The organism is Variovorax sp. S12S4, from assembly GCF_023195515.1.
GTDB lineage: Bacteria > Pseudomonadota > Gammaproteobacteria > Burkholderiales > Burkholderiaceae_C > Variovorax.
This window is the reverse complement of the sequence record NZ_JALPKR020000002.1, coordinates 4,889,637-4,909,410: the sequence shown is the minus strand read 5'-3', so window position 1 is coordinate 4,909,410 and position 19,774 is coordinate 4,889,637. Positions and strand designations below refer to the sequence as shown.

At 67.3% G+C, this 19,774-nt stretch carries 17 protein-coding genes; 6 read left to right on the top strand and 11 right to left on the bottom strand.

Annotation, left to right across the window (positions count from 1 at the left end; genetic code table 11):
- Positions 1-11 precede the first annotated feature (11 nt).
- Positions 12-2,360: a cytochrome P450/oxidoreductase gene (locus M0765_RS24040; RefSeq protein ID WP_258506319.1), complete on the top strand. Its 2,349-nt coding sequence runs from the start codon at positions 12-14 to the stop codon at positions 2,358-2,360.
- Positions 2,361-2,363: 3 nt separating this feature from the next.
- On the opposite strand, the gene M0765_RS24035 is transcribed toward M0765_RS24040, so the two are convergent.
- Entirely contained in the window at positions 2,364-3,149 is a 786-nt protein-coding gene (locus tag M0765_RS24035; RefSeq protein WP_258506318.1) for an IclR family transcriptional regulator, read from the bottom strand.
- A 161-nt stretch (positions 3,150-3,310) separates the two neighbouring features.
- Between M0765_RS24035 and M0765_RS24030 the strand changes: the two genes are divergently transcribed.
- The 5 genes from M0765_RS24030 (at position 3,311) to M0765_RS24010 (ending at position 9,081) form a co-directional block, all read left to right on the top strand.
- Positions 3,311-4,309: a tripartite tricarboxylate transporter substrate binding protein gene (locus M0765_RS24030; RefSeq protein ID WP_258506317.1), complete on the top strand. Its 999-nt coding sequence runs from the start codon at positions 3,311-3,313 to the stop codon at positions 4,307-4,309.
- Positions 4,310-4,337: 28 nt separating this feature from the next.
- Positions 4,338-5,144, top strand: a complete 807-nt coding sequence (locus tag M0765_RS24025) for an enoyl-CoA hydratase/isomerase family protein (protein WP_258506316.1) — start codon at positions 4,338-4,340, stop codon at positions 5,142-5,144.
- The gene (locus M0765_RS24020; RefSeq protein WP_258506315.1) at positions 5,141-7,246 is read left to right on the top strand and encodes an acetate--CoA ligase family protein; all 2,106 of its coding nucleotides are present in this window, start codon (positions 5,141-5,143) and stop codon (positions 7,244-7,246) included. The genes M0765_RS24025 and M0765_RS24020 overlap by 4 nt, the downstream gene beginning before the upstream one ends.
- Position 7,247: 1 nt before the next feature.
- Positions 7,248-8,579 (top strand): MmgE/PrpD family protein, encoded by a 1,332-nt coding sequence (locus M0765_RS24015; RefSeq protein WP_258506314.1) that lies wholly within the window; start codon positions 7,248-7,250, stop codon positions 8,577-8,579.
- A gap of 124 nt (positions 8,580-8,703) precedes the next feature.
- The gene (locus tag M0765_RS24010) at positions 8,704-9,081 is read left to right on the top strand and encodes a YbaN family protein (protein WP_258506313.1); all 378 of its coding nucleotides are present in this window, start codon (positions 8,704-8,706) and stop codon (positions 9,079-9,081) included.
- A gap of 8 nt (positions 9,082-9,089) precedes the next feature.
- Here M0765_RS24010 and acs read toward each other — a convergent pair whose 3' ends face one another.
- From acs to M0765_RS23960, 10 genes are all read right to left on the bottom strand, one after another.
- The gene (gene acs / locus M0765_RS24005; protein WP_446751611.1) at positions 9,090-11,012 is read right to left on the bottom strand and encodes an acetate--CoA ligase; all 1,923 of its coding nucleotides are present in this window, start codon (positions 11,010-11,012) and stop codon (positions 9,090-9,092) included.
- A gap of 109 nt (positions 11,013-11,121) precedes the next feature.
- Complete coding sequence (locus M0765_RS24000; protein ID WP_258506311.1) at positions 11,122-12,009, bottom strand: ACP S-malonyltransferase; 888 nt, start codon at positions 12,007-12,009, stop codon at positions 11,122-11,124.
- Complete coding sequence (gene mdcB / locus M0765_RS23995; protein ID WP_258506310.1) at positions 12,006-12,869, bottom strand: triphosphoribosyl-dephospho-CoA synthase MdcB; 864 nt, start codon at positions 12,867-12,869, stop codon at positions 12,006-12,008. The genes M0765_RS24000 and mdcB overlap by 4 nt, the downstream gene beginning before the upstream one ends.
- Complete coding sequence (mdcG, locus tag M0765_RS23990; protein ID WP_258506309.1) at positions 12,866-13,573, bottom strand: malonate decarboxylase holo-[acyl-carrier-protein] synthase; 708 nt, start codon at positions 13,571-13,573, stop codon at positions 12,866-12,868. The genes mdcB and mdcG overlap by 4 nt, the downstream gene beginning before the upstream one ends.
- Before the next feature lie 11 nt (positions 13,574-13,584).
- The gene (gene mdcE / locus M0765_RS23985) at positions 13,585-14,286 is read right to left on the bottom strand and encodes a biotin-independent malonate decarboxylase subunit gamma (RefSeq protein WP_258506308.1); all 702 of its coding nucleotides are present in this window, start codon (positions 14,284-14,286) and stop codon (positions 13,585-13,587) included.
- A 22-nt stretch (positions 14,287-14,308) separates the two neighbouring features.
- On the bottom strand, positions 14,309-15,190 hold the full coding sequence (locus M0765_RS23980; protein WP_258506306.1) for a biotin-independent malonate decarboxylase subunit beta: 882 nt from the start codon (positions 15,188-15,190) through the stop codon (positions 14,309-14,311).
- Positions 15,187-15,519 (bottom strand): malonate decarboxylase acyl carrier protein, encoded by a 333-nt coding sequence (gene mdcC / locus M0765_RS23975; protein ID WP_258506304.1) that lies wholly within the window; start codon positions 15,517-15,519, stop codon positions 15,187-15,189. The genes M0765_RS23980 and mdcC overlap by 4 nt, the downstream gene beginning before the upstream one ends.
- Before the next feature lie 14 nt (positions 15,520-15,533).
- Positions 15,534-17,216 carry a malonate decarboxylase subunit alpha gene (mdcA, locus tag M0765_RS23970; RefSeq protein WP_258506303.1) on the bottom strand — a complete coding sequence of 561 codons (1,683 nt, stop codon included), beginning with the start codon at positions 17,214-17,216 and terminating at the stop codon, positions 15,534-15,536.
- A 40-nt stretch (positions 17,217-17,256) separates the two neighbouring features.
- Positions 17,257-18,630, bottom strand: coding sequence for an SLC13 family permease (locus M0765_RS23965; RefSeq protein WP_258506302.1), 1,374 nt, complete (start codon positions 18,628-18,630; stop codon positions 17,257-17,259).
- Between the two features lie 160 nt (positions 18,631-18,790).
- On the bottom strand, positions 18,791-19,705 hold the full coding sequence (locus M0765_RS23960; RefSeq protein WP_258506301.1) for a LysR family transcriptional regulator: 915 nt from the start codon (positions 19,703-19,705) through the stop codon (positions 18,791-18,793).
- Positions 19,706-19,774: the final 69 nt, after the last annotated feature.

The following is a 19,774-nucleotide window of genomic DNA, read 5'->3' as shown; positions in this document are numbered from 1 at the left end:
GAACACCGCCTATGTCAGATACCGCCATTCCCTCGCGTTCGTCGGGCTGTCCTGTCGCGCACGGGCCGCTGTCGGCAGAGCGCACGCCCACCGGCTGCCCCGTGAGCGCGCGCGCCGCCGAGTTCGATCCCTTCGAAGACGGCTACCAGCAGGACCCTCCCGAGTACGTGCGCTGGGCGCGCGAGAAGGAGCCGATCTTCTACAGCCCCAAGCTCGGCTACTGGGTGATCACGCGCTACGACGACATCAAGGCGGTGTTTCGCGACAACATCACGTTCAGCCCCTCGAATGCGCTGGAGAAAATCACGCCGACGAGCGACGAGGCCAATGCCGTGCTCGCCTCCTATGGCTTTGCGCTGAACCGCACGCTGGTGAACGAGGACGAGCCCGCCCACATGCCGCGCCGCCGCGTGTTGATGGACCCGTTCACGCCCGAGGCGCTCAAGCACCACGAGCCCATGGTGCGAGAGTTGGCCCGCACCTATGTCGACCGCTTCATCGACGACGGCAAGGCCGACCTCGTGGACCAGATGCTGTGGGAAATTCCGCTGACCGTGGCGCTGCATTTCCTTGGCGTGCCCGAGGAAGACATGGACACGCTGCGCAAATACTCGATTGCGCACACCGTCAACACCTGGGGCCGGCCCAAGCCGGAGGAGCAGGTGGCCGTGGCGCATGCAGTGGGCAATTTCTGGCAGTACGCCGGCAAGGTGCTCGAAAAGATGCGGCAAGACCCCGATGCGCCCGGCTGGATGCAGTACGGCATCCGCAAGCAGAAGCAGCACCCGGAGGTGGTGACCGATTCGTACCTGCACTCGATGATGATGGCCGGCATTGTGGCCGCGCACGAGACCACCGCCAATGCCACCGCCAACGCGGTGAAGCTGCTGCTGCAGCACCCCAAGGCGTGGCAAGAGCTGTGCGAAGACCCGGGCCTCATTCCCAACGCGGTGGAAGAGTGCCTGCGGCACAACGGCTCGGTGGCCGCGTGGCGGCGCCTTGTCACCAGGGACACGCAGGTGGGCGGCGTCGATTTGCCGGCGGGATCGCGGCTCCTGATCGTCACCTCGTCGGCCAACCACGACGAGGCGCACTTTGCCGATGCCGACCTGTTCGACATCCGCCGAGACAACGCGAGCGACCACCTGACCTTCGGCTACGGGTCGCACCAGTGCATGGGCAAGAACCTTGCGCGCATGGAAATGCAGGTCTTCCTCTCGGAGTTCACGCGGCGGCTGCCGCATATGAAGCTCTCGGAGCAACGCTTCACCTATGTGCCGAACACCTCGTTCCGCGGACCCGAGCACCTGTGGGTCGAGTGGGACCCTGCGGCCAACCCCGAGCGCCGGAACCCGGCGCTGCGCGAGGCGCAATTGCCGGTACGCGTCGGCGAAACTTCGCGGCATGCCGTGTCGCGGCCTGTGGTGGTGGAGCGCGTGACGCGCGTGGCCGAAGGCGTGGTCAAGCTGCGCCTCGTGTCGCCCGACGGCAAGCCGCTGCCGCGCTGGACCGCGGGTTCGCACATCGACGTGGAATGCGGCTCGCCCGAGCTGTCGCGCCAGTACTCTCTTTGCGGTGACCCGGACGAGGCCGGCGTGCTGGAGATTGCGGTGCTGCACGAGCCCGAAGGCCGCGGCGGATCGGCCTGGGTGCACGCGCAGGTGAAGGCCGGCGACCGGCTGCGCATTCGCGGGCCGCGCAACCACTTCCGCCTCGACGAGTCGCTGAAGAAGGCGATCTTCATCGCGGGCGGCATCGGCATCACGCCCGTGAGCGCAATGGCGCGCCGCGCGAAGGCGCTGGGCATCGACTACGAGCTGCACTACAGCGGCCGCAGCCGCAAGCACATGGCCTTTCTCGACGAGCTCGCGGCGTTGCACGGCGAACGGCTGCACGTCTACGCGCGCGACGAAGGCCGGCGCTGCGATCTGCCGTCGCTGCTCGCCGAACCGGTGCCTGGTGCCCAGGTCTATGCCTGCGGTCCGCTGCGGATGCTCGAGGCGCTCGAGGGCTGTTGCACTGCATGGCCCGAAGGCGCCTTGCGCGTCGAGCATTTCGAATCGACGCTGGCCACGCTCGACCCTTCGAAGGAGCATGCGTTCGAAGTCGAGCTGAAGGATTCAGGCCTGGTCGTCACCGTGCCGCCGGACCAGACCCTGCTGTCCGCCTTGCGCGCGGCAAACGTCGATGTGCAGAGCGACTGCGAGGAGGGCCTTTGCGGTTCGTGCGAAGTGCGGGTGCTGTCCGGCAAGGTGGACCATCGCGACATGGTGCTGACGCGCCCGGAGCGAGAGGCCAACACGCGGATGATGGCCTGCTGTTCGCGTGCTTGCGAGGGGCGGTTGGTACTGGAGCTGTAGGCATCAGGATCGACTAGCAAGCGCGGCCTTCACATCCGCCGAAAGCGCGAGCAGCGGGCCTGCGAGCATCGCCTCGGCCTCGGCAATATCGGCCTTTGTGGTGATGCTCACGTTCAGCACGTAGACAGGCCGGCCTTCCGCCACGACCGGCGTGGCAAGGGCAACCACCTCCGGTTGCCAGGCCGCCGCGCAAAAGCCGCGCTCGGCCACGCTTCGGGCCGCGCTCCGGATCTCGTCGCGAATCCGGTTCCAGCCGCTTTCGCGCCTTTCGCGGAACTGCGCCATGAGGGCACGCCGCCTGGGCTCTTCGGCGACCGCCAGGTAAGCCCGGCCGAGCGACGTGAGCTCCATTGGCACCCGCTGGCCCGCAACCACGTTGCGCAGTGAAACCTTGCGGTTGTAGCGCACCGATTCGAGGTAGACCATCTCGTCGCGGTCGGCGACAGCCAGGCCGACGTTGATGCGAAGCTTTTCCGCCAGGTTCCGCATCAGCGGGGCAACCGTGTTCAACACCGGGGAGCCGGCCCGCATGGCGTGGGCAAAGCTCAGTACCGGCGCCGCAAGCCGGTAGGCCCGAAGGGTGCGGTCGTGCTCGAGCATTCCGGACTCGACCAGCGTCTGGGTCAGGCGGCTCACGGTGGCGCGCGAAAGCCCGGTGCGCTCGGCGATGTCTCCGTTTCCCAGCAGATCGGCACCGGGCCTGAAGGCCCGAAGGATCTCGATTCCGCGCTCCAGCGAGCGGTTGAGCGTCGGCTCTTCGAAATGTTGGCGTCTGGCGGGCGTGGGCACGAGTTTCAGGACTGAAGGAAAGGGCTCCAGTTTAATTCCACTGCTTGGAAATAGGGGGCTGCGCGAGACACATTGAAAACCTAAGCTCGATGCACTCGATGAGAAGACCGATCCGCCATCGATCCTGCTTCTTTCCGCCCTTATTCCAATTGGAGACAACCATGCAAAAACGCCTGCTCTGGGCACGCTTCAGGACCGCCCTGGTTCTTTTCTCGACCGCAGCGGCAGCCGCGACTGTTTCGACGGCGGCGCTCGCAGCCTTTCCCGACAAGCCCGTCAAGATCGTCGTGCCGTTCGCACCCGGCGGCGGCACCGACCTCGTCGCGCGGACCATGGGCATTGCGATGGGCCAGGAGCTGGGCCAGCCCATCATCATCGACAACAAGCCTGGCGCCGGCACGATCATCGGAACGGACGCGGTGGCAAAGGCACCGCCCGACGGCTACACGCTGGTGATGGCCACCGTGGCGCATGTGGTGAACCCCAGCATCCAGAGCAAGCTGCCCTATGACCATGAGAAGGCCTTTGCACCGGTCATGCTCGTCGGGGTGTCGCCGAACGTGCTGGTGGTGCGGGCGGAAAGCCCGCTCAAGTCGGTGCAGGACGTCATCAACGCCGCCAAGGCGAACCCGGGAAAGCTGTCGTTCGCATCGCAAGGCGCGGGAACCTCGGCGCACCTTGCCGGCGAACTGTTCAGGAACCTGACGAAGACGAACATCACCCACATTCCCTACCGCGGTGCCGGTCCGGCCATGAACGATTTGATGGGCGGCCAGGTGGATGTCATGTTCGCAACCGCCGCGGCGGTGGGCACCTTCATCGAAAACGGCAAGCTGCGCGCGCTCGCGGTAACCACGGCCACGCGATCACCGGCCCATGCCCTTGCCAAGGTGCCGACGATTGCCGAAAGCGGCGTACCCGGCTACGTGGCCGACAGCTGGTACGGCCTGTATGCGCCGGCAGGCACTCCCGCAGATGTCGTCGCGCGCCTGAACGCTGCGGCCAGGAAGGCCGTGCAGACGGAGGCCTTTCGCAAGCGCGTGGAAGGAGAGGGCCTTGTGATCAACGCGGGCTCGCCGGCGGACTTCGACAAGTACGCCAAGGGCGAGGAAGCGCGCTGGCGCAAGGTCGTCAAGGAAAACAACATCACCAACGAATGAATGAACAAACGAATGGAGGAACGGCGAAATGACTGATGAACAACTGATCGAGCTCGAAGTTGCAGCCGGCATCGCCACCCTGTGGCTGAACCGGCCCGAAAAGCGCAATGCCATGAGCGACGACATGCGCACGCAATTCATCGCGGCGCTGGAGCATGTGGCCAACGACAAGTCGATTCGCGCGCTGGTGCTCACGGGGCGCGGCAAGGGCTTTTGCGCCGGCGGAGACGTTGCCGGCATGGAGCGGCGCATGCAGGCTCCGGCGGGCGAGGTCGGTTTCAATGGCTGGAGCCGCCAGCAGCGCGTGCACCACACCCAGTCGCTGCTGCACACCATGCCCAAGCCGACGATCGCTGCGGTCAATGGTGCGGCATCGGGCCTGGGGGCGGACACGGCGCTGGCGTGCGATTTCATCATCGCTTCCGATGCGGCAAGCTTCACGTGGTCGTACATCAATCGCGGCATCGTTCCCGATGGCGGCGGCATGTACTTCCTGCCGCGCCGGGTCGGCCTCTCGAAAGCCAAGGAGCTGATCTTCAGCGGCCGGAAGGTCGAACTCGAAGAGGCCATCGGCCTCGGCATTGCCGATCGCCAGGCGAGTGCCGAAACACTCGTTGCCGATGCGCAGCGCTGGGCGGCCGAGATGAGCAAGGGATCGGCCACCGCGCTGGCCCTTGGAAAGACGATCCTCAACCAGAGCTTCGAACTCTCCGCGCACCAGGTGTTTGCACAGGGAAGCCAGGCGCAGGGCATTTGCTACACCAGCACAGAGCACCGCGAATCGGTGATGGCCTTCCTGGCCAAGAGCAGTGCAAAGAACGGGATGACGAAATGACTGAGATGAACGCCATCGCCAGGCTGCTCCAGCCGCGCAGCGTCGCGGTGATCGGCGCATCGGCGGATGCGGCCAAGACCGCCGGCCGGCCCGTGGCCTATTTGCGCAAGCACGGATTCACGGGCGAGATCTACCCGGTCAATCCGCGCGTCGACTCCGTCGGCGGCCTGGCCTGCTACCCGGACATCGCCTCGATTCCCGGCACACCCGATGTGGGCATCGTGCTGCTGGGCGCGGAGCGGGCGCATCAGGCCGTGCGCGAACTCGCGGCCAAGGGCACAGCCGCGGCCATCGTGCTTGCCAGCGGCTACACGGAAACCGGAGAGGAGGGCGCACGGCGCCAGCAGCAACTCATCGAGGCGGCGGGCGGAATGCGCATCCTCGGTCCCAACACCATCGGACTGGTCAACCTGACCAACAACATCGTGCTTTCTGCCAGCGGCGCACTCGAGATGGACCACTTTCCGGTCGGCGGCATCGGCGTGGTCTCGCAAAGCGGAGGCATTCTGGGTGCGCTGCTTTCGCGTGCTGCGGCTCGCGGCATCGGCTTGTCGAAGTTGATCTCGACCAGCAATGAAGTCGATCTGGACCTGGCCGATTTTGTCGACCACCTGGCCGACGACCCGGGCACGAAAGTCATTGCCCTGTACGTGGAGAGCGTCCGCAACGCCGAGAAATTTCGGGCCGCTGCATTGAAGGCGGCTCGCGCGGGCAAACCGGTGGTGGCATTCAAGATCGGCCGTTCCGAGGCCGGCGCCAAGGCTGCCGTGTCGCATACCGGCGCACTGGCGGGCGCCGACAGCATGTATGACGCGTTGTTCAGGCAGGTTGGCGTGATTCGCGCCCAGACCTTCGGCGACCTGCTCGACATTCCGGTCGCACTGGCCACGGGCCGCAAGCTGCGCGGCAAGCGTGTGGCCATCCTGACCTCGACCGGCGGAGCGGGAACCCTGGTTTCGGACGACCTGGGCATGCGAGGATTCGAGACGCCCGCGCCGGACGCCGCAACGGCCGAGGCCTTGCGCGCATTGCAGAGCGGCGACCACGCCGTGCTCGACCGCAACCCCATCGACGTGACCCTGGCCGGCCTGCAACCCGACCTGCTGCGCGGCGCCATCAACCTTCTGCTCAAGAGCCCGAGCTACGACGCGCTGGCGATCATCGTCGGCTCCTCCAGCCTGGCCATGCCGGAGCTGATGGCGGGTGCCATCCAGGACTGCCTTCCCAATTCGGACAAGCCGGTGATCGCCTACGTGAGCCCGCACGCACCCGAAGTGGCGGCCTTGCTCACGCAGCGCGGCGTGCCGGCATTTGCGGCTGCCGAAAGCTGCACCAGCGCGCTCGGCGCCATGCTGAATGCCAGCAGCTGGCAAGAGCCGAAGCTGCCCAGCGAGCCTGCGGCCGACGTGCGCATCGACGATCTGCCCGAGGGCTCCCTCGACGAAGCAGAAGCCAAGCAGCTGTTCACCCGTTTTGGCATGCCCTGCGCGCGCGAGCGGGTCGTGACCATGCCGGCGGAGGCCGAAGGCGCGACCCGCGAACTGGGCGGACGCGTCGTGCTCAAAATTCTTTCGGCCGAGATCACGCACAAGAGCGACGTCGGCGGCGTTGCCGTGAACATGACGGCCGAGACGGTGGGCGCGCGCCTGCTGGCGATGGCCTCCGAGGTCGAGAGCAAGACTGGCGTGCGGCCCCAGCGCTTCCTGGTGCAGGAAATGGTCGGCGGCGGCACCGAGCTGATCCTGGGCGTGCACCACGACGCCTTGGGCACGGCCATTCTTCTGGGCATGGGCGGCATCACCGCCGAGCTGTTCAAGGACACCGCGATGCGGCTGCTTCCTGCTCAAGGGGGCCTCGGCCGCGAGGAGGCGCTTTCGATGGCGCGCGAGCTGAAGACATGGCCCTTGCTCGACGGCTTTCGCGGCCGCCCCAAGGCCGATGTCGACGCGCTGGTCGATGCGATCGTCGCCTTCTCGCAAATGGCGGCCCAGCTCGGCAACCGCTTGCTCGAAGCGGAGATCAACCCGATCTTCGTGCTGCCGCAGGGGCAGGGCGTGTGCGCCGCCGACGGGGTGGTAGTGCTCGCGTCTTCGGAGAGTTGATATGCACGCGACAGAAATATTTGCCCGCTACGCAGCCGATTTCCATCGGCAGCCGCTGCCGCCCGAGGTCATCCATCACGCCAAGCGCGCAGTGATCGATTGGTACGCCTCCGTGTTCCCCGGCCTGGCGGCTGCACCTGTTCGGCAGCTCGAAGAAGTCCTGGCCGATGACCTCGGCTGCGGCCGGGCTTCGCTCGTTCTCGGCCGGCCGGCGACAGCGCGCGCGGCGGCGCTCATCAACGGAACGGCCGCCCATGCGGCGGAAGTGGACGACAGTTTCCGCGAGGCCATGTACCACCCAGGCGCCGCGACCATTGCGGCTGCCCTGGCCGCCGGCCAGGATGCGGGCGCCAGCGGCATCGAGTTCTTGCGTGGTGTCGTCCTGGGGTATGAAGTGTCGACGCGCATCGGTGTCGTCATGGGCCGCGCGCACTACAAGTATTGGCACAGCACCGGCACCATCGGCAGCTTTGGCGCCGCGGCCACCGCCGGTTGCCTGATGTCGCTCGACGAAGCGGCCTTTGCGCACGCGCTGGCAACGGCCGCCACTTTCACTGCCGGCCTGCAACAGGCGTTCCGCATGGACTCGATGTCCAAGCCGCTGCATGCGGGCCGGGCCGCGGAGGCGGGGGTGCTTGCGGCGCAGCTTGCGGCGCGGGGCGTGACCGGCTCGCTCGACGTATTGGACGGAGAAATCGGCCTGGGCCAAGCCATGAGCAGCGGCCCGGATTGGTCGCAGGCCGGCGCGACGCTGGGGCGGGACTTTCACATCACGCGGCTGACCTTCAAGAACCACATCGGCTGCGGCCACACCTTTGCCGCTATCGACGGCGCGCTGGAACTGAAGCAGCGTTATGGCCTGGAAGCCGCCGATATAGAGCGCGTGCAGGTGGCAACTTACCGCCCCGCACTCGACATCGCCTGCTACACGCATCCGGCCACGGCCAACGAAGCGCGCTTCAGCCTCGCCTACGTTGTGGCGACGGCCTTGGCGCATGGCAGCGTGCGCCTGGCGGCGTACGAGCCGACCCGGCTGGCGGACCCGGGGACGCGCGCGCTGATGGAGCGCATGGACCTGGCCGTCGATCCGGAACTGGACGCGGCCTTTCCGGGACAGCGCGCCGCGCGCGTTGTCATCCACACCCGCGACGGGCGCCGTCTCGAACATCTTCAGCCCAACCGCAAGGGCGACCCCGAGCAGGCGTTGACCGACGGCGAACTGGAGGGCAAGTTTCTCGAACTGGCGTCGCCCGTGATCGGGAGCGAACGTGCTGGCGTGCTGCTCGCACGCATCTGGGCGCTGGATACCAGTGCAGCGCTGCCTGCCGCCTGAGTTGGGCCGGCGCCCTTTTCAGCTGGGCGTCGCAGCTCAGGCCGGCCTTTCCATCGGCCGTGGCCTACCATCGGCCAATGCTGCAACCCTCGTTTTCGTCAGAGCAACCCAGAGGACGCGCCCGTTGAAGCGGCTCGGCGCTTCGGTCGCGAAACTGCTCTGGCGTGTGCTGGCGCTGATGCTGGTCGCTCTTGGCCTGCTCGGCGTCTTTCTGCCCGTTCTGCCCACGGTGCCTTTTCTGCTTGCCGCTGCCTGGGCCGGCGGACACGGCTGGCCGGCCTTGGAGCAGTGGCTTGTCGGGCACCCGCGCTACGGCAAGTACATCCGGCAATGGCGGGAGGGAGGCTGCGTACCGCGCCGCGCAAAGTGGGCGGCCAGCTGGATGATGATCTTCAGCTCAGCCGTGCTGCTCGCCACCAACGCCCACATCGCCGTGAAGATCGGCGCGCCGCTGCTCATGGCCGTGGTTGCCGTCTGGCTATGGAGGCGGCCGGAGCCGTGATGGCGCCCTCAGTTCCGCTCCGCTAACTGCTCCAGGATGGCCGGATTCTCCAGCGTGGATGTGTCCTGGGTGATGGCCTCGCCCTTGGCCACGGACCGCAGCAGCCGGCGCATGATCTTGCCGCTGCGGGTCTTGGGCAGGTTGTCGCCAAAGCGGATGTCCTTGGGCTTGGCGATGGGGCCGATCTCCTTGGCGACCCAGTTGCGCAGTTCGTTCGCGATCTTCTTCGCTTCGTCCCCGGTGGGGCGCGTGCGCTTCAGCACGACGAAGGCGCAGATCGCCTCGCCCGTGGTGTCGTCGGGGCGGCCGACCACCGCGGCTTCGGCCACCAGGGCGGTGCAAGACACCAGCGCCGATTCGATTTCCATCGTTCCCATGCGGTGGCCCGAGACGTTGAGCACATCGTCGACGCGGCCGGTGATCGTGAAATAGCCCGTCTTCGCATCGCGTATGGCGCCGTCGCCCGCGAGGTAGTAGCCCTTGAGTTCCGGCGGGTAGTAGCTTGCCTTGAAGCGTTCCGGATCGCCCCAGATCGTGCGGATCATGCTCGGCCAGGGCTTCTTCACAACCAGGATGCCGCCCTGGCCGTTGGGCACGTCGGCACCTGTTTCGTCGACGATGGCCGCCGCAATGCCCGGGAACGGAAGGGTGCACGAGCCCGGCACCAGCGGCGTGGCGCCCGGCAGCGGCGTGATCATGTGGCCGCCGGTTTCCGTTTGCCAGAAGGTGTCGACGATGGGGCAGCGACCGCCGCCGACATGCTGGTGGAACCACTCCCACGCGGCCGGGTTGATCGGCTCGCCGACGGAACCCAGGATGCGCAGGCTCGACAGGTCGTAGCGCCTGGGGTGCACGGCTTCGTTGGCCTCGGCCGCCTTGATCAGCGAGCGGATGGCTGTCGGTGCGGTGTAGAAAACGCTCACCTTGTGGTCCTGGATCATCTTCCAGAAGCGGCCGGCGTCCGGGAACGTGGGTACGCCCTCGAACACGACTTCGGTGGCGCCCAGCGCCAGCGGGCCGTAGGCGATGTAGGTATGGCCCGTGACCCAGCCGATGTCGGCGGTGCACCAGAACACGTCGTCCGGCTTCAGGTCGAAGGTCCATTGGGTCGTGAGCGCCGCATGCAGCAGGTAGCCGCCGCTGGAATGCTGCACGCCCTTGGGCTTGCCGGTCGATCCCGAGGTGTAGAGCACGAACAGCGGATGCTCGGCACCCACCCATTCGGGCTCGCAGGTCTCCGGCTGTGCTTGCGTTTCTTCGTGCAGCCAGCGGTCGCGCGAGGCAACCCATGCGATGGGCCCGCCGGTGCGCCGGTAGACGATGACGTTATTCACGCTCTCGCAGCCGCCCAGTGCGATGGCCTCATCGACGATGGCCTTGAGCGGAAGCTGCTTGCCGCCGCGCACCTGTTCGTCGGCGGTGACGACCATCACCGCGCCGGCATCCTGGATGCGGTCGCGCAGGCTTTGCGCCGAGAAGCCGCCGAACACCACCGAATGCGTGGCGCCGATGCGCGCGCAGGCCTGCATGGCGACCACGCCCTCGATGCTCATCGACATGTAGATGACGACGCGGTCGCCCTTCTTCACGCCGCGCGCCTTCAGCACATTGGCCATGCGGCAGGTGCGCGCGAGCAGATCGCGATAGCTGACGCGGGTGACCTGGCCGTCGTCGGCCTCGAAGACGATCGCGGTCTTGTCGCCCAGGCCGCGCTCCACCTGGCGGTCGAGGCAGTTGTAGGACACGTTGAGCGTGCCGTCCTCGAACCACTTGAAGAAAGGGGCGTGGCTGTCGTCGAGCCCTTGGGTGAACGGCGTTTTCCAGCTCAGGAACTCGCGCGCAAGGCGCGACCAGTAGCCGCTGTAGTCGGCCTCCGCCTCGGCCACCAGCTTGTCGTACGCGGCCATGCCGTACACGTGGGCATCCTTCATCTCCGGGGCGGGAACGAAAGCGGTTGAGGGTTCTTTGCTGCTCACGATGGATCTCCTGTTGTTCGATTCAAGACACCATGTGGACTGGTTCATCAGTCCGCATGGCTGTTCAGCCAGGCTGCAATGGCCGCGGCGCTGCGGAAGTCGTCGCAGGCGCGTGTCGGAACGGTGGGATAGCGCTGGTTCCACATGCGCGCCAGCGCCTGGCCCGGCCCGACCTCCAGCACGCAGCGCACCTGCCGCGCCATGATGTTTTCCATGCATTCGTCCCAGCGAACCGTCTGAGCGATCTGGGCCGCCAATGCCGTGCGGGCAGAGTTCGCATCGCGCATGCGCTCCCCGTGTTGCTGAACAGCACGACGCGAGGCGCGCGAAAAGGCACCTGCGCGAGGGCCTGGAAAAAGCTTTTTGCCGCTTCGCGCATCCAGGACGTGTGGGACGCGACGTTGACCCGCAGGCGCGTGCAATGCGCACCGGCTGCCATGGCCATCTGCTCGGCCTTGTCCAGCGCGGCAACCGGGCCGCCGAGAACCACGCTGGCATTGCCGTTGCGAATGGCGAGCTCGAGTCCCGCTTCGATACGCAACTGCTCGAGGCGCTGCTCCGGCAGGCCGCCAACAGCCAGCAAGCCACCGGGCGCATGCGCGGCGCAACGGTCCATTGCCTCGGCCCGCTGCGGTGCAAGCGCTGTCGCCACGCCGGGATCGATGACGCCGGCCGCGCTGAAAGCGGCCAGCTCGCCGACGCTGTAGCCGGCCACCGCGGCCGGCGGCGGCACCCGGGGCGCGAGCTGCCCCCAGGCTGCCAACGCAAGGCTCGTCAGGAGCAATTGCGCGTTGCTGTTCCGCCCGGCCCATTCCGGATCGGCGAGCGCACCGCGCCAGTCGTCGATGGCAAGCTGCGCGCACATGTCGCGCACGATGGCGTCGTCCGCCAGCCAGGGGAGCATGGCAGGGTGCTGGGTGCCCTGGCCGGAGAAAAGCAGCGCGTAGCTCATGGGGCTGGACACACGCGCTGGAGCCAGCAGGCGGCGGCGAGCGTGTCTGCCGCGCCACCGGGCGACAGGCGCCGCCGGACGAAATCGTCTGCAATGGCTTGCGCCTCTTGCAGCCCTTGGGGCCGTGCGATGCCGCCCCGGTCCAGAAAGCGTTGGGCCGCGCCTTGGGCGCCGCGCAGGCCTGCAAGACCGCCGCGGTGCGCCAGGTTGCTGTCGTCCAGCACCGCGATGATGTGGAACAAGGCATCGAGCCGAGCCTGGCGAGCCGTGAGGCCACGGGCCAGCGAGTGCTGCAATGCCGGCAGGGCTGTTTCGAACAGCACCGGGAAACCCAGCGCCGCCTCTTCGGATGCGCTTCGCAGGCCGTGGCGCCGCGCAGCGATGCCACCGGGCAATGCGGACGGCCTCTGGCTGCGACTGGCCAGCGCACCGCCCCAGTGGCGACGCAGCGCATCGCGCAAGCCGGCCGGGTGCAATGCGCCGCCTTGCTCTCGCAGCGAGGCCCCCGCCGCGGCGCACAACAGGCCGAGCATGAAGATGGCCCCGCGGTGCGTGTTGACGCCGCCGGTGGCGGCCAGCATGCGCGCCTCGGCCGCAATGCCAAGCCGTTCGAGCACCGGGAAATCCGCGCCTGCAGCGCCGGCCTCGGCAATCTGCACGAAGTAGCGGCGCAGCGAGAACAGGCTGCGCATGAAGGTGTGCGCGTCCATGTCGTCGTGGCTGCCTCGGTCGATCAACGTGACCAGCCCGGGCTTGGGCGACAGCGAGAGTTCGTCGTAGAGCGCGAGCGTGGCGGTGCGCCCGATCATCTGCGGCGTGAGCGGCGCTTGCGGCTGCAGCGAAAGCGCGGAGCTTTTCATGCGGCCAGCTCCGTCATTTGGACATGCTCGCACCACGCGGTATCGCGTCGCAGGCTCACGCCATCGAGCCGCTTGACCAACACGGCCCGCGCGCGGCCGGCGCGCCACTCGCTCCATTCACGCCATGCCACCGCCGAGCCGTCATTGAACAAAAGCTCGCCGTCCAGCCGCGGCGGTGGCGGCTGTGGCGCCTCGAACGACGCAAGCGCCCGCGCCACGGCATCCGCATGCGCCGCGCCCTCGACGGTGACCGACAGATCCAGATCGGAGGCCGCGTGCACGTGATCGAGGCCGCTGATCGCCTGCCAGCCGTAGCTGCCGAACACGCGCGCTGTGGCGTGGCATTCATCGAGTCGTCCGAGCAATTCGCGGATTGCATCTTGTGCTGGCGGTGGCAGCAGATCGTGCGTGCCGGCGAGCCGCGGGAACTCGTCGAGGCCAAGCACCGCGGTGTGCGGCACCTGCAGTGCAAGCCGGCGCTTTGCCCAGCGCGCGGGTGCCGGCAAGCCGAGCGCGATCCGTTCGCTGGCAGCGGAATCGGCTGGCTGCCGCGTCACGACCAGCGGCAGTTGATGCGAGGCCCAATGCGCGAGGCATTCGCGCGCCTGCTCGTCCCACGGGCGGCCCAGCACGGCGGCCCAGCCGCTGGTGGAAAGCCGGGCGAGTTGATGGCGACGCAGTGGAGCCATGGCGGTTGTGCGCATTCAGGCGATGGTCAAGCGGCGTCAAGCACGCGCTGCACGACCGCGGCGGCCATGCGGCGTCCGCCGCGTTCGGCGCCGTCCCGCGCACGTTGGTCTTCCGTCGGCGTGTGCGCCAGCGCCTCGCGCAGGCAGGCCTGCAAGTCGCCCTGCCAAAGCGCACGCACACCGCCCATCGCCACGTAGTTCTGCACACCGGGTGCGAACACCGGGTTGGACTGCGACAGGGCCGTGAGCTTTTCTTCCGGCAGCTTGGTCACGCGGGCCATGGCGGGAATGCGCATCACGCGGATCTCGGCGTCAGGCAGCGCGTAGCAGGCGTCGGCGATCAAGCCCGAGGTGATGAAACCGCCGGACAGCGCCTGGTCGTAGACCAGGCCGATCACTCGGTGGCCGCGCCGCCGCGCCAGGTCGATGCTTGCGCCCAGGTGCGCCATCGCGCGGTTGATGCCGAGCAGTTCGTCGCGCCGGCGCAGTTGCTGGCCCTGGGTGTCGATCAGGAGCAGGATCGGGCGGCCCGGGTGCTGTGTGACGGTGTCCAGCACCACGCGGGCCTGGGCCAGCGCGAGCCGGACCCCGATCGGTGCATGGTTCGTGGTGCCGATCACCGCGACCGGCTCGCCGTCGAAGATGACTTCGCCTTGCAGAAAATCGCCGTCTTCGCGCATGCCGTGGTATGGGCCGAAGAGCTGGGTGACGAGTGAATTCCATTGCATGGATTGCCCCTGTCTGTATCTGTCAAACGGTGCGCAGCGCGCGGACGGCATCTACCGAGAGTTCGGGTACCCGCTGCGCATCGGGAATGCCGAGCGCGGTCCAGAGCAGCGTCGCTTCGTCGCTGTCCGTGGTGCCGGTGGAGGGCAGGGCGTGCAGGCGCTCCGTGAGCAGCAGGTGCTCCTGTTCCAGCGCCGCAAGAGTCAACGGCTTCGATCCATCGATTGCCGCAATGGCGGCCGCGCGAAAAGCGGCAACGTCGTCTTCCACCAGCGCATCGCAGTCGCCAGTGAGCCAGCGGTGCTTGCCGCCCGTGGTGCGCCAGACCAGTGCCCGGTCGCGCGAATCGAATTCATCCACGCCGTGGGAGGCCTCGATCACCTCCGGGCCCGACATTGCCAGCCGGCCGACGTCGCTCATCACGATGTAGTCGGCGCAGCGCGCCACGATACCCATGCCGCCGAAGCAGCCGTTGGCGCCGCCGATCAGCACAATCACCGGGATGCCGGCGGCGCGCACGTCGAGCAAGGCGCGCATCACTTCCGACACCGCGATGAGCCCGGCGTTGGCCTCGTGCAAGCGCACGCCGCCCGATTCGGCCAGCAGCAGCACGGCCGCCGGCCGGTCGCGCAACGCACGCTGTAGCAGGCCGACCAGCTTGGCGCCGTGCACCTCGCCCACGCCGCCGCCCATGAACGCGCCTTCCTGCGCGGCCACGAACACGCTGCGGCCGTCGAGCATTGCGCGGCCGACCGCCACGCCGTCGTCGAAGGCACAGGGCACGCCAAGCTGCGCCAGGTGCGGGCTGGTGACCCGCTCGCTCGGAGGCAGCCATTCATGAAAACTGCCGGCGTCGAGCAGCAGCGCCAGCCGCTCGCGCGCCGAGCATTCGGCATAGCTGATCATGGCCGGCCTCCTGCAATCTCGGCCACCGCCTGGTCGAGCCGCAGGCTCACCACTGCGGGCGTGGCACCCATGTCGTTGATCGAGACGCGCACGCCGGCCAGCGGATGGCGGGCATGGAAGTCGTTCATCACGGCCTGCCAGATCGGGCCGAAGCCGCGCGCCGAAGTCTCGACGCGCACCGCGCAGCCGTTGCCGGCGTCGGGCTCGAGCATGACCTCGAGATTGCCGGAGCCGACGACACCGACCAGGACCGGCGCAAAGGCACCGGCCTGTTGGCCGCCGGAGAAAGAAAAGTCCAGGGTTTCGAGCCCTGCGGGAACGTCGCTCATCGTTGGATCTCCTGCTACCAGTTTCTGAAGCGCTTGGGCGGCTGGTACAGCCCGCCGGAGGCGCGCACCAGGTCGCGCATGTTGCGTGCCGCCAGCAGGTTGCGCGTGGCCTGGCGGGGGTCGATGCCCAGGTCCTGCGGCCGGCGGATCACGCCGCGGTCGCGCAGGTTCTCGACCGCGCGCCTGTCGCGTGCCAGGCCCACCGCGGTGTAGCCGGCCACGCCGCGAATCGCCTGCTCGCGCTCCGCATCGCTGCGGCACAGCAGCAGGTTGGCAATGCCCTCTTCGGTGAGGACGTGAGAGACGTCGTCGCCGTAGATCATGATCGGCGGCAGTTCCATGCCGGCCTGCTCCTGCAGCGTCCAGGCATCGAGCCGGTCGACGAAGGCCGGCTGCATGTGCTCGCGAAAGGTCTCCACCATCTGCACCACCAGCTTTTGCCCGCGCGGCGTGCCGGCGGCGCCCGTGCGCCCCCGGCGCGCTTCGCGCCCCGCCTTGAGCCAGGCCGGGCTCGAGTGCCGGCGGCCGCGCGCGTCGGCACCCATGTTGGGCGCACCGCCAAAGCCCGCGATACGGCCCAGCGTGGCGGTGGAGCTGTTGCCATCCAGGTCGACCTGCAGGGTCGAGCCGATGAACATGTCGCAGGCGTAGTGGCCGGCCGCCTGGCAGAACGCCCGGTTGCTGCGCAGGCTGCCGTCGGGGCCGGTGAAGAACACGTCGGAGCGCGCGCGAATGTAGTCTTCCATGCCCAGCTCGGAGCCGAAGGAATGCACCGATTCGACCCAGCCCGCCTCGATGGCCGGAATCAGCGCCGGATGCGGGTTCAGCGCCCAGTGCTTGCCGATCTTGCCCTTGAGGCCGAGCGACTCCGCATAGGTCGGCAGCAGCAGCTCGATGGCCGCGGTGTCGAAACCGATGCCGTGGTTCAGGCGCTGCACGCCGTATTCGGCATAGATGCCCTTGATCGCCATCATCGCCATCAGGATCTGGACCTCGCTGATCTGCGCCGGGTCGCGCGTGAACAGCGGTTCGATGAAATTGGGCCGCGGTGCCTTCACCACGAAGCTCACCCAGTCGGCGGGAATGTCGATGCGCGGCAGCGTGGTCGTCTTGCCATCGACCATTTCATTGACCTGCGCAATCACGATGCCGCCCGAGAAGGCCGTGGCCTCGACGATGGCCGGCGTGTCTTCGGTATTGGGGCCGGTGTAGAGGTTGCCTTCCGCGTCGGCCGCCTGGGCGGCGACCAGCGCCACCTTGGGCGTCAGGTCGACGAAGTAGCGCGCGAACAGTTCGAGGTAGGTGTGGATGGCGCCGATCTCGATGCGCCCGGCGGACACGAGCTTGGCCAGTCGCGCACCCTGAGGCCCTGAAAAGCTGAAGTCCAGCCGGGCGGCCACGCCGTTCTCGAAAACGTCCAGATGCTCCGGCAGCGCCAGCACCGACTGCACCATGTGCAGGCCATGCACCTTGGCCGGATCGACCTGGACCAGGGCGCGCGCGAGAAAGTCGGCTTGCTTCTGGTTGTTGCCCTCGAGGCAGACGCGGTCGCCGGGCGAGAGCACCGCCTCGAGCAGGGTGGCGATGGCTTCGGTGTCGACGCGCTTGCCGGCGAGCCGGTTTCCGAGTGCATCGGCCGCGCGTGCCAACCGCATGCTGCGGTCGTCGGCCTTGGAGGTCCAGGATCTGGAGATCATAGGAAGAGGAGTTGAAGTTCGATCGAAAACAGTGGCGCCCTCACAGCACCACGAAGAGCAGCCACACCACCACCGGCGCCACCAGCGTCACGATGGCGCCGTACACCATCAGCTGCCGGAAGAACACGTCCCGGTCCACGCCCTTGGCGTTGGCAAGCACCAGCGCGCCGTTGGTGGAGAACGGACTGACGTCGACGATGGTCGAGGACACGGCCATTGCCGCGATGAAGCCGATGGCGCTCACACCCGTGTCGCCCTGCAGGAACGGCACCGCCAGCGGAATCAGCGAGCCGAGCACGGCGGTGGACGAAGCAAAGGCCGAGACCACGGCGCCCACGAAGCACAGCAGCAGCGCGGCGACCATGGGCGAGGTGAGCCCGGCCACGCTGTGGCCGACGAAGTCGATCGTGCCCATCTTGTCCATCACGCCCACGTAGGTGCTGACGCCCACGATCAGCATGATCTCCGGCCACGACACCTGGCCCAGGGCGCGCTTCTGCAGGTTGGGCGCCATGAGCGTCAGCACGAGGCCTATGCTGATCGAGACGAAGCCGATGTCCTGCTTGAAGAACAGCGTCAGCACGGCCAGCGCCAGCAGCCCGGCCACGGTGGCGATGCGGTAGGCATGCGAGCCCGGGTTCGCGGCTTCGGCGCGCGATGACTCCATCAGCGAGTTTTCCGCCCGCGCCGCAACGCGCCGCTCTTCGGGAAACGATTCCCCCTCGGCATCGCCATACACCTGCGCGCCGCCCTGCCCATGCGATGCACGTGGCACGACCGGGGCGCTGCCGTCGGCGTTCGCTCGCTGCCGCAGCAGCTTCATGCCGCCCATCAGGAAGAACAGCAGCAGCGACACCGACAGGTTGACCCCGAGGCTTGCCAGCATGGTGGCAACCTCGTTCAGCGGCAGGCCGGCCTTGGCGACGATCTTGTTGGTGATGCCGCCGTAGATGCTGATCGGCGAGAAGCCGCCCCCTTGCGCGCCGTGCACGACCATCAAGCCCATGAGCAGCGGATTGATGCCGTACTTGGCGGCAAAGCCAAGCGCGATAGGCGCAATGATGGCCACCGCCGCCGGGCTGACCGCGCCCACCGCCGTGAGCAGCGCGGCAATGAGAAACATGATCCAGGGAATGGCGGCAATGCGCCCGCGCACCGCGCGCACCGCCAGCCTGACCAGCCAATCGATGGTGCCGTTGTTCTGCGCCAGCGCGAACAGGTAGGTAATGCCCACCAGCGTAAGAAACAGGTCGGCCGGAAAGCCGCCCATGATCGCCTTCGTGTTCATGCCGGCCACCAGCGTGCCGACCAGGAACGCGCCGACAAAGGCGATCACGCCCATGTTGATGGGCAGCACGGTGGCCAGCACAAACATGCCGACCAGCGCGTAAATCGAAATCCAATGTGAACTCATCGATGCGTCTCCGGTGTTTTAGGTACGACGCACATGGCACCACGCGTCTGGGTCCGTACGGTACGCACCCCCTCCGGGACGATCAATGAAGCGGCGTTGCCGACCTTTACGCCTTGTGAAATGATCGAGGGTTAACCCTGATCGGTCGGATGCCTGGCGCTCAGCCGAGTTCGGCTCTTGCCACGCGGCACACCGACAGCAGCGCCAGCAGGTTCGGGTCGCGCTCGCGCGTGCGCAAAAAGTTGAGCGCAATGGTCTGGCGCATCAAGTAGCGGGGTTGCAGCGGAATCAGCTGCACCTTCTGCGGCATCACGCCGCGCACCCGCCCCGGCAGCAGCGTGTAGCCGACGCCGCCGCTCACCAGGTTCATCAGCGAGAAGATGTCGTCGGTCTTCATCACCACGTTGGGCGTGAAGCCGGCGATGCGGAAGGTTTCGACAAACCCCCTGTAGGTGACGAAGCCTTCGCTCAGGCTCACGAAGCGCTCGCCGGCGCAGCTGCTCAGGTCGATTTCGGCCAGCGCGGAGTAGGGGGAGCCGACCGGGGCGGCAAACTGGATATCGTCTTCGAACAGCGGCTCCGACTCGACATCGGAAACATCTTCCGGAATGGCCATGAGCGCGGCGTCGATCGCACCATCGCGCAGCTTTTGCAGCAGGTGCGCATTGGAGCCGAGCACGAGCTCGGTGTGCAGGTCGGGCTTGCGCAGCTTCATGCCCATGATCAGCTGCGGCACTGTGCGGCTGGTCAGGGAATAGAGCGAACCGATGCGGATCCGGTCGGCCGAGTAGCCGGCAACTTCCCGCGTGGCACGAACGCCCTCGGACATGGTGCGAAGCACATCGCGCGCTACCTCGGCCAGCGCATGGGCGGCTTCGGTCGGGTGCAGGTTGCGGCCTTCGTGCCGGAACAGGGCGCAGCGCAAGCCGGTTTCCAGTGAATGCAGCGCGCGGTGCACGCTCACGGCGCTGATGTCGAGCTTTTCCGCCGCGCGGGTCAGATTGCCGGCTTCCATGAAGGCCAGCAGGATCTCGAGCTTGCGGAAAGTGATTTCTTCGTCGACGTGGAGGAACATGGGCGGCCTGCGGATGACACCGGATCGTACCCCTGGCGATCATGGACGGCATCGGCTCCAGATTGCGAC

What these genes read in the sequence shown, in the direction of transcription:
- M0765_RS24040 (WP_258506319.1), top strand. Translation starts at nt 12, where the DNA reads ATGTCAGATACCGCCATTCCCTCGCGTTCGTCGGGCTGTCCTGTCGCG.
- M0765_RS24030 (WP_258506317.1), top strand. Translation starts at nt 3,311, where the DNA reads ATGCAAAAACGCCTGCTCTGGGCACGCTTCAGGACCGCCCTGGTTCTT.
- M0765_RS24025 (WP_258506316.1), top strand. Translation starts at nt 4,338, where the DNA reads ATGACTGATGAACAACTGATCGAGCTCGAAGTTGCAGCCGGCATCGCC.
- M0765_RS24020 (WP_258506315.1), top strand. Translation starts at nt 5,141, where the DNA reads ATGACTGAGATGAACGCCATCGCCAGGCTGCTCCAGCCGCGCAGCGTC.
- M0765_RS24015 (WP_258506314.1), top strand. Translation starts at nt 7,248, where the DNA reads ATGCACGCGACAGAAATATTTGCCCGCTACGCAGCCGATTTCCATCGG.
- acs (WP_446751611.1), bottom strand. Translation starts at nt 11,012, where the DNA reads ATGAAGGATGCCCACGTGTACGGCATGGCCGCGTACGACAAGCTGGTG.
- M0765_RS24000 (WP_258506311.1), bottom strand. Translation starts at nt 12,009, where the DNA reads ATGAGCTACGCGCTGCTTTTCTCCGGCCAGGGCACCCAGCACCCTGCC.
- mdcB (WP_258506310.1), bottom strand. Translation starts at nt 12,869, where the DNA reads ATGAAAAGCTCCGCGCTTTCGCTGCAGCCGCAAGCGCCGCTCACGCCG.
- mdcG (WP_258506309.1), bottom strand. Translation starts at nt 13,573, where the DNA reads ATGCGCACAACCGCCATGGCTCCACTGCGTCGCCATCAACTCGCCCGG.
- mdcE (WP_258506308.1), bottom strand. Translation starts at nt 14,286, where the DNA reads ATGCAATGGAATTCACTCGTCACCCAGCTCTTCGGCCCATACCACGGC.
- M0765_RS23980 (WP_258506306.1), bottom strand. Translation starts at nt 15,190, where the DNA reads ATGATCAGCTATGCCGAATGCTCGGCGCGCGAGCGGCTGGCGCTGCTG.
- mdcC (WP_258506304.1), bottom strand. Translation starts at nt 15,519, where the DNA reads ATGAGCGACGTTCCCGCAGGGCTCGAAACCCTGGACTTTTCTTTCTCC.
- mdcA (WP_258506303.1), bottom strand. Translation starts at nt 17,216, where the DNA reads ATGATCTCCAGATCCTGGACCTCCAAGGCCGACGACCGCAGCATGCGG.
- M0765_RS23965 (WP_258506302.1), bottom strand. Translation starts at nt 18,630, where the DNA reads ATGAGTTCACATTGGATTTCGATTTACGCGCTGGTCGGCATGTTTGTG.
- M0765_RS23960 (WP_258506301.1), bottom strand. Translation starts at nt 19,705, where the DNA reads ATGTTCCTCCACGTCGACGAAGAAATCACTTTCCGCAAGCTCGAGATC.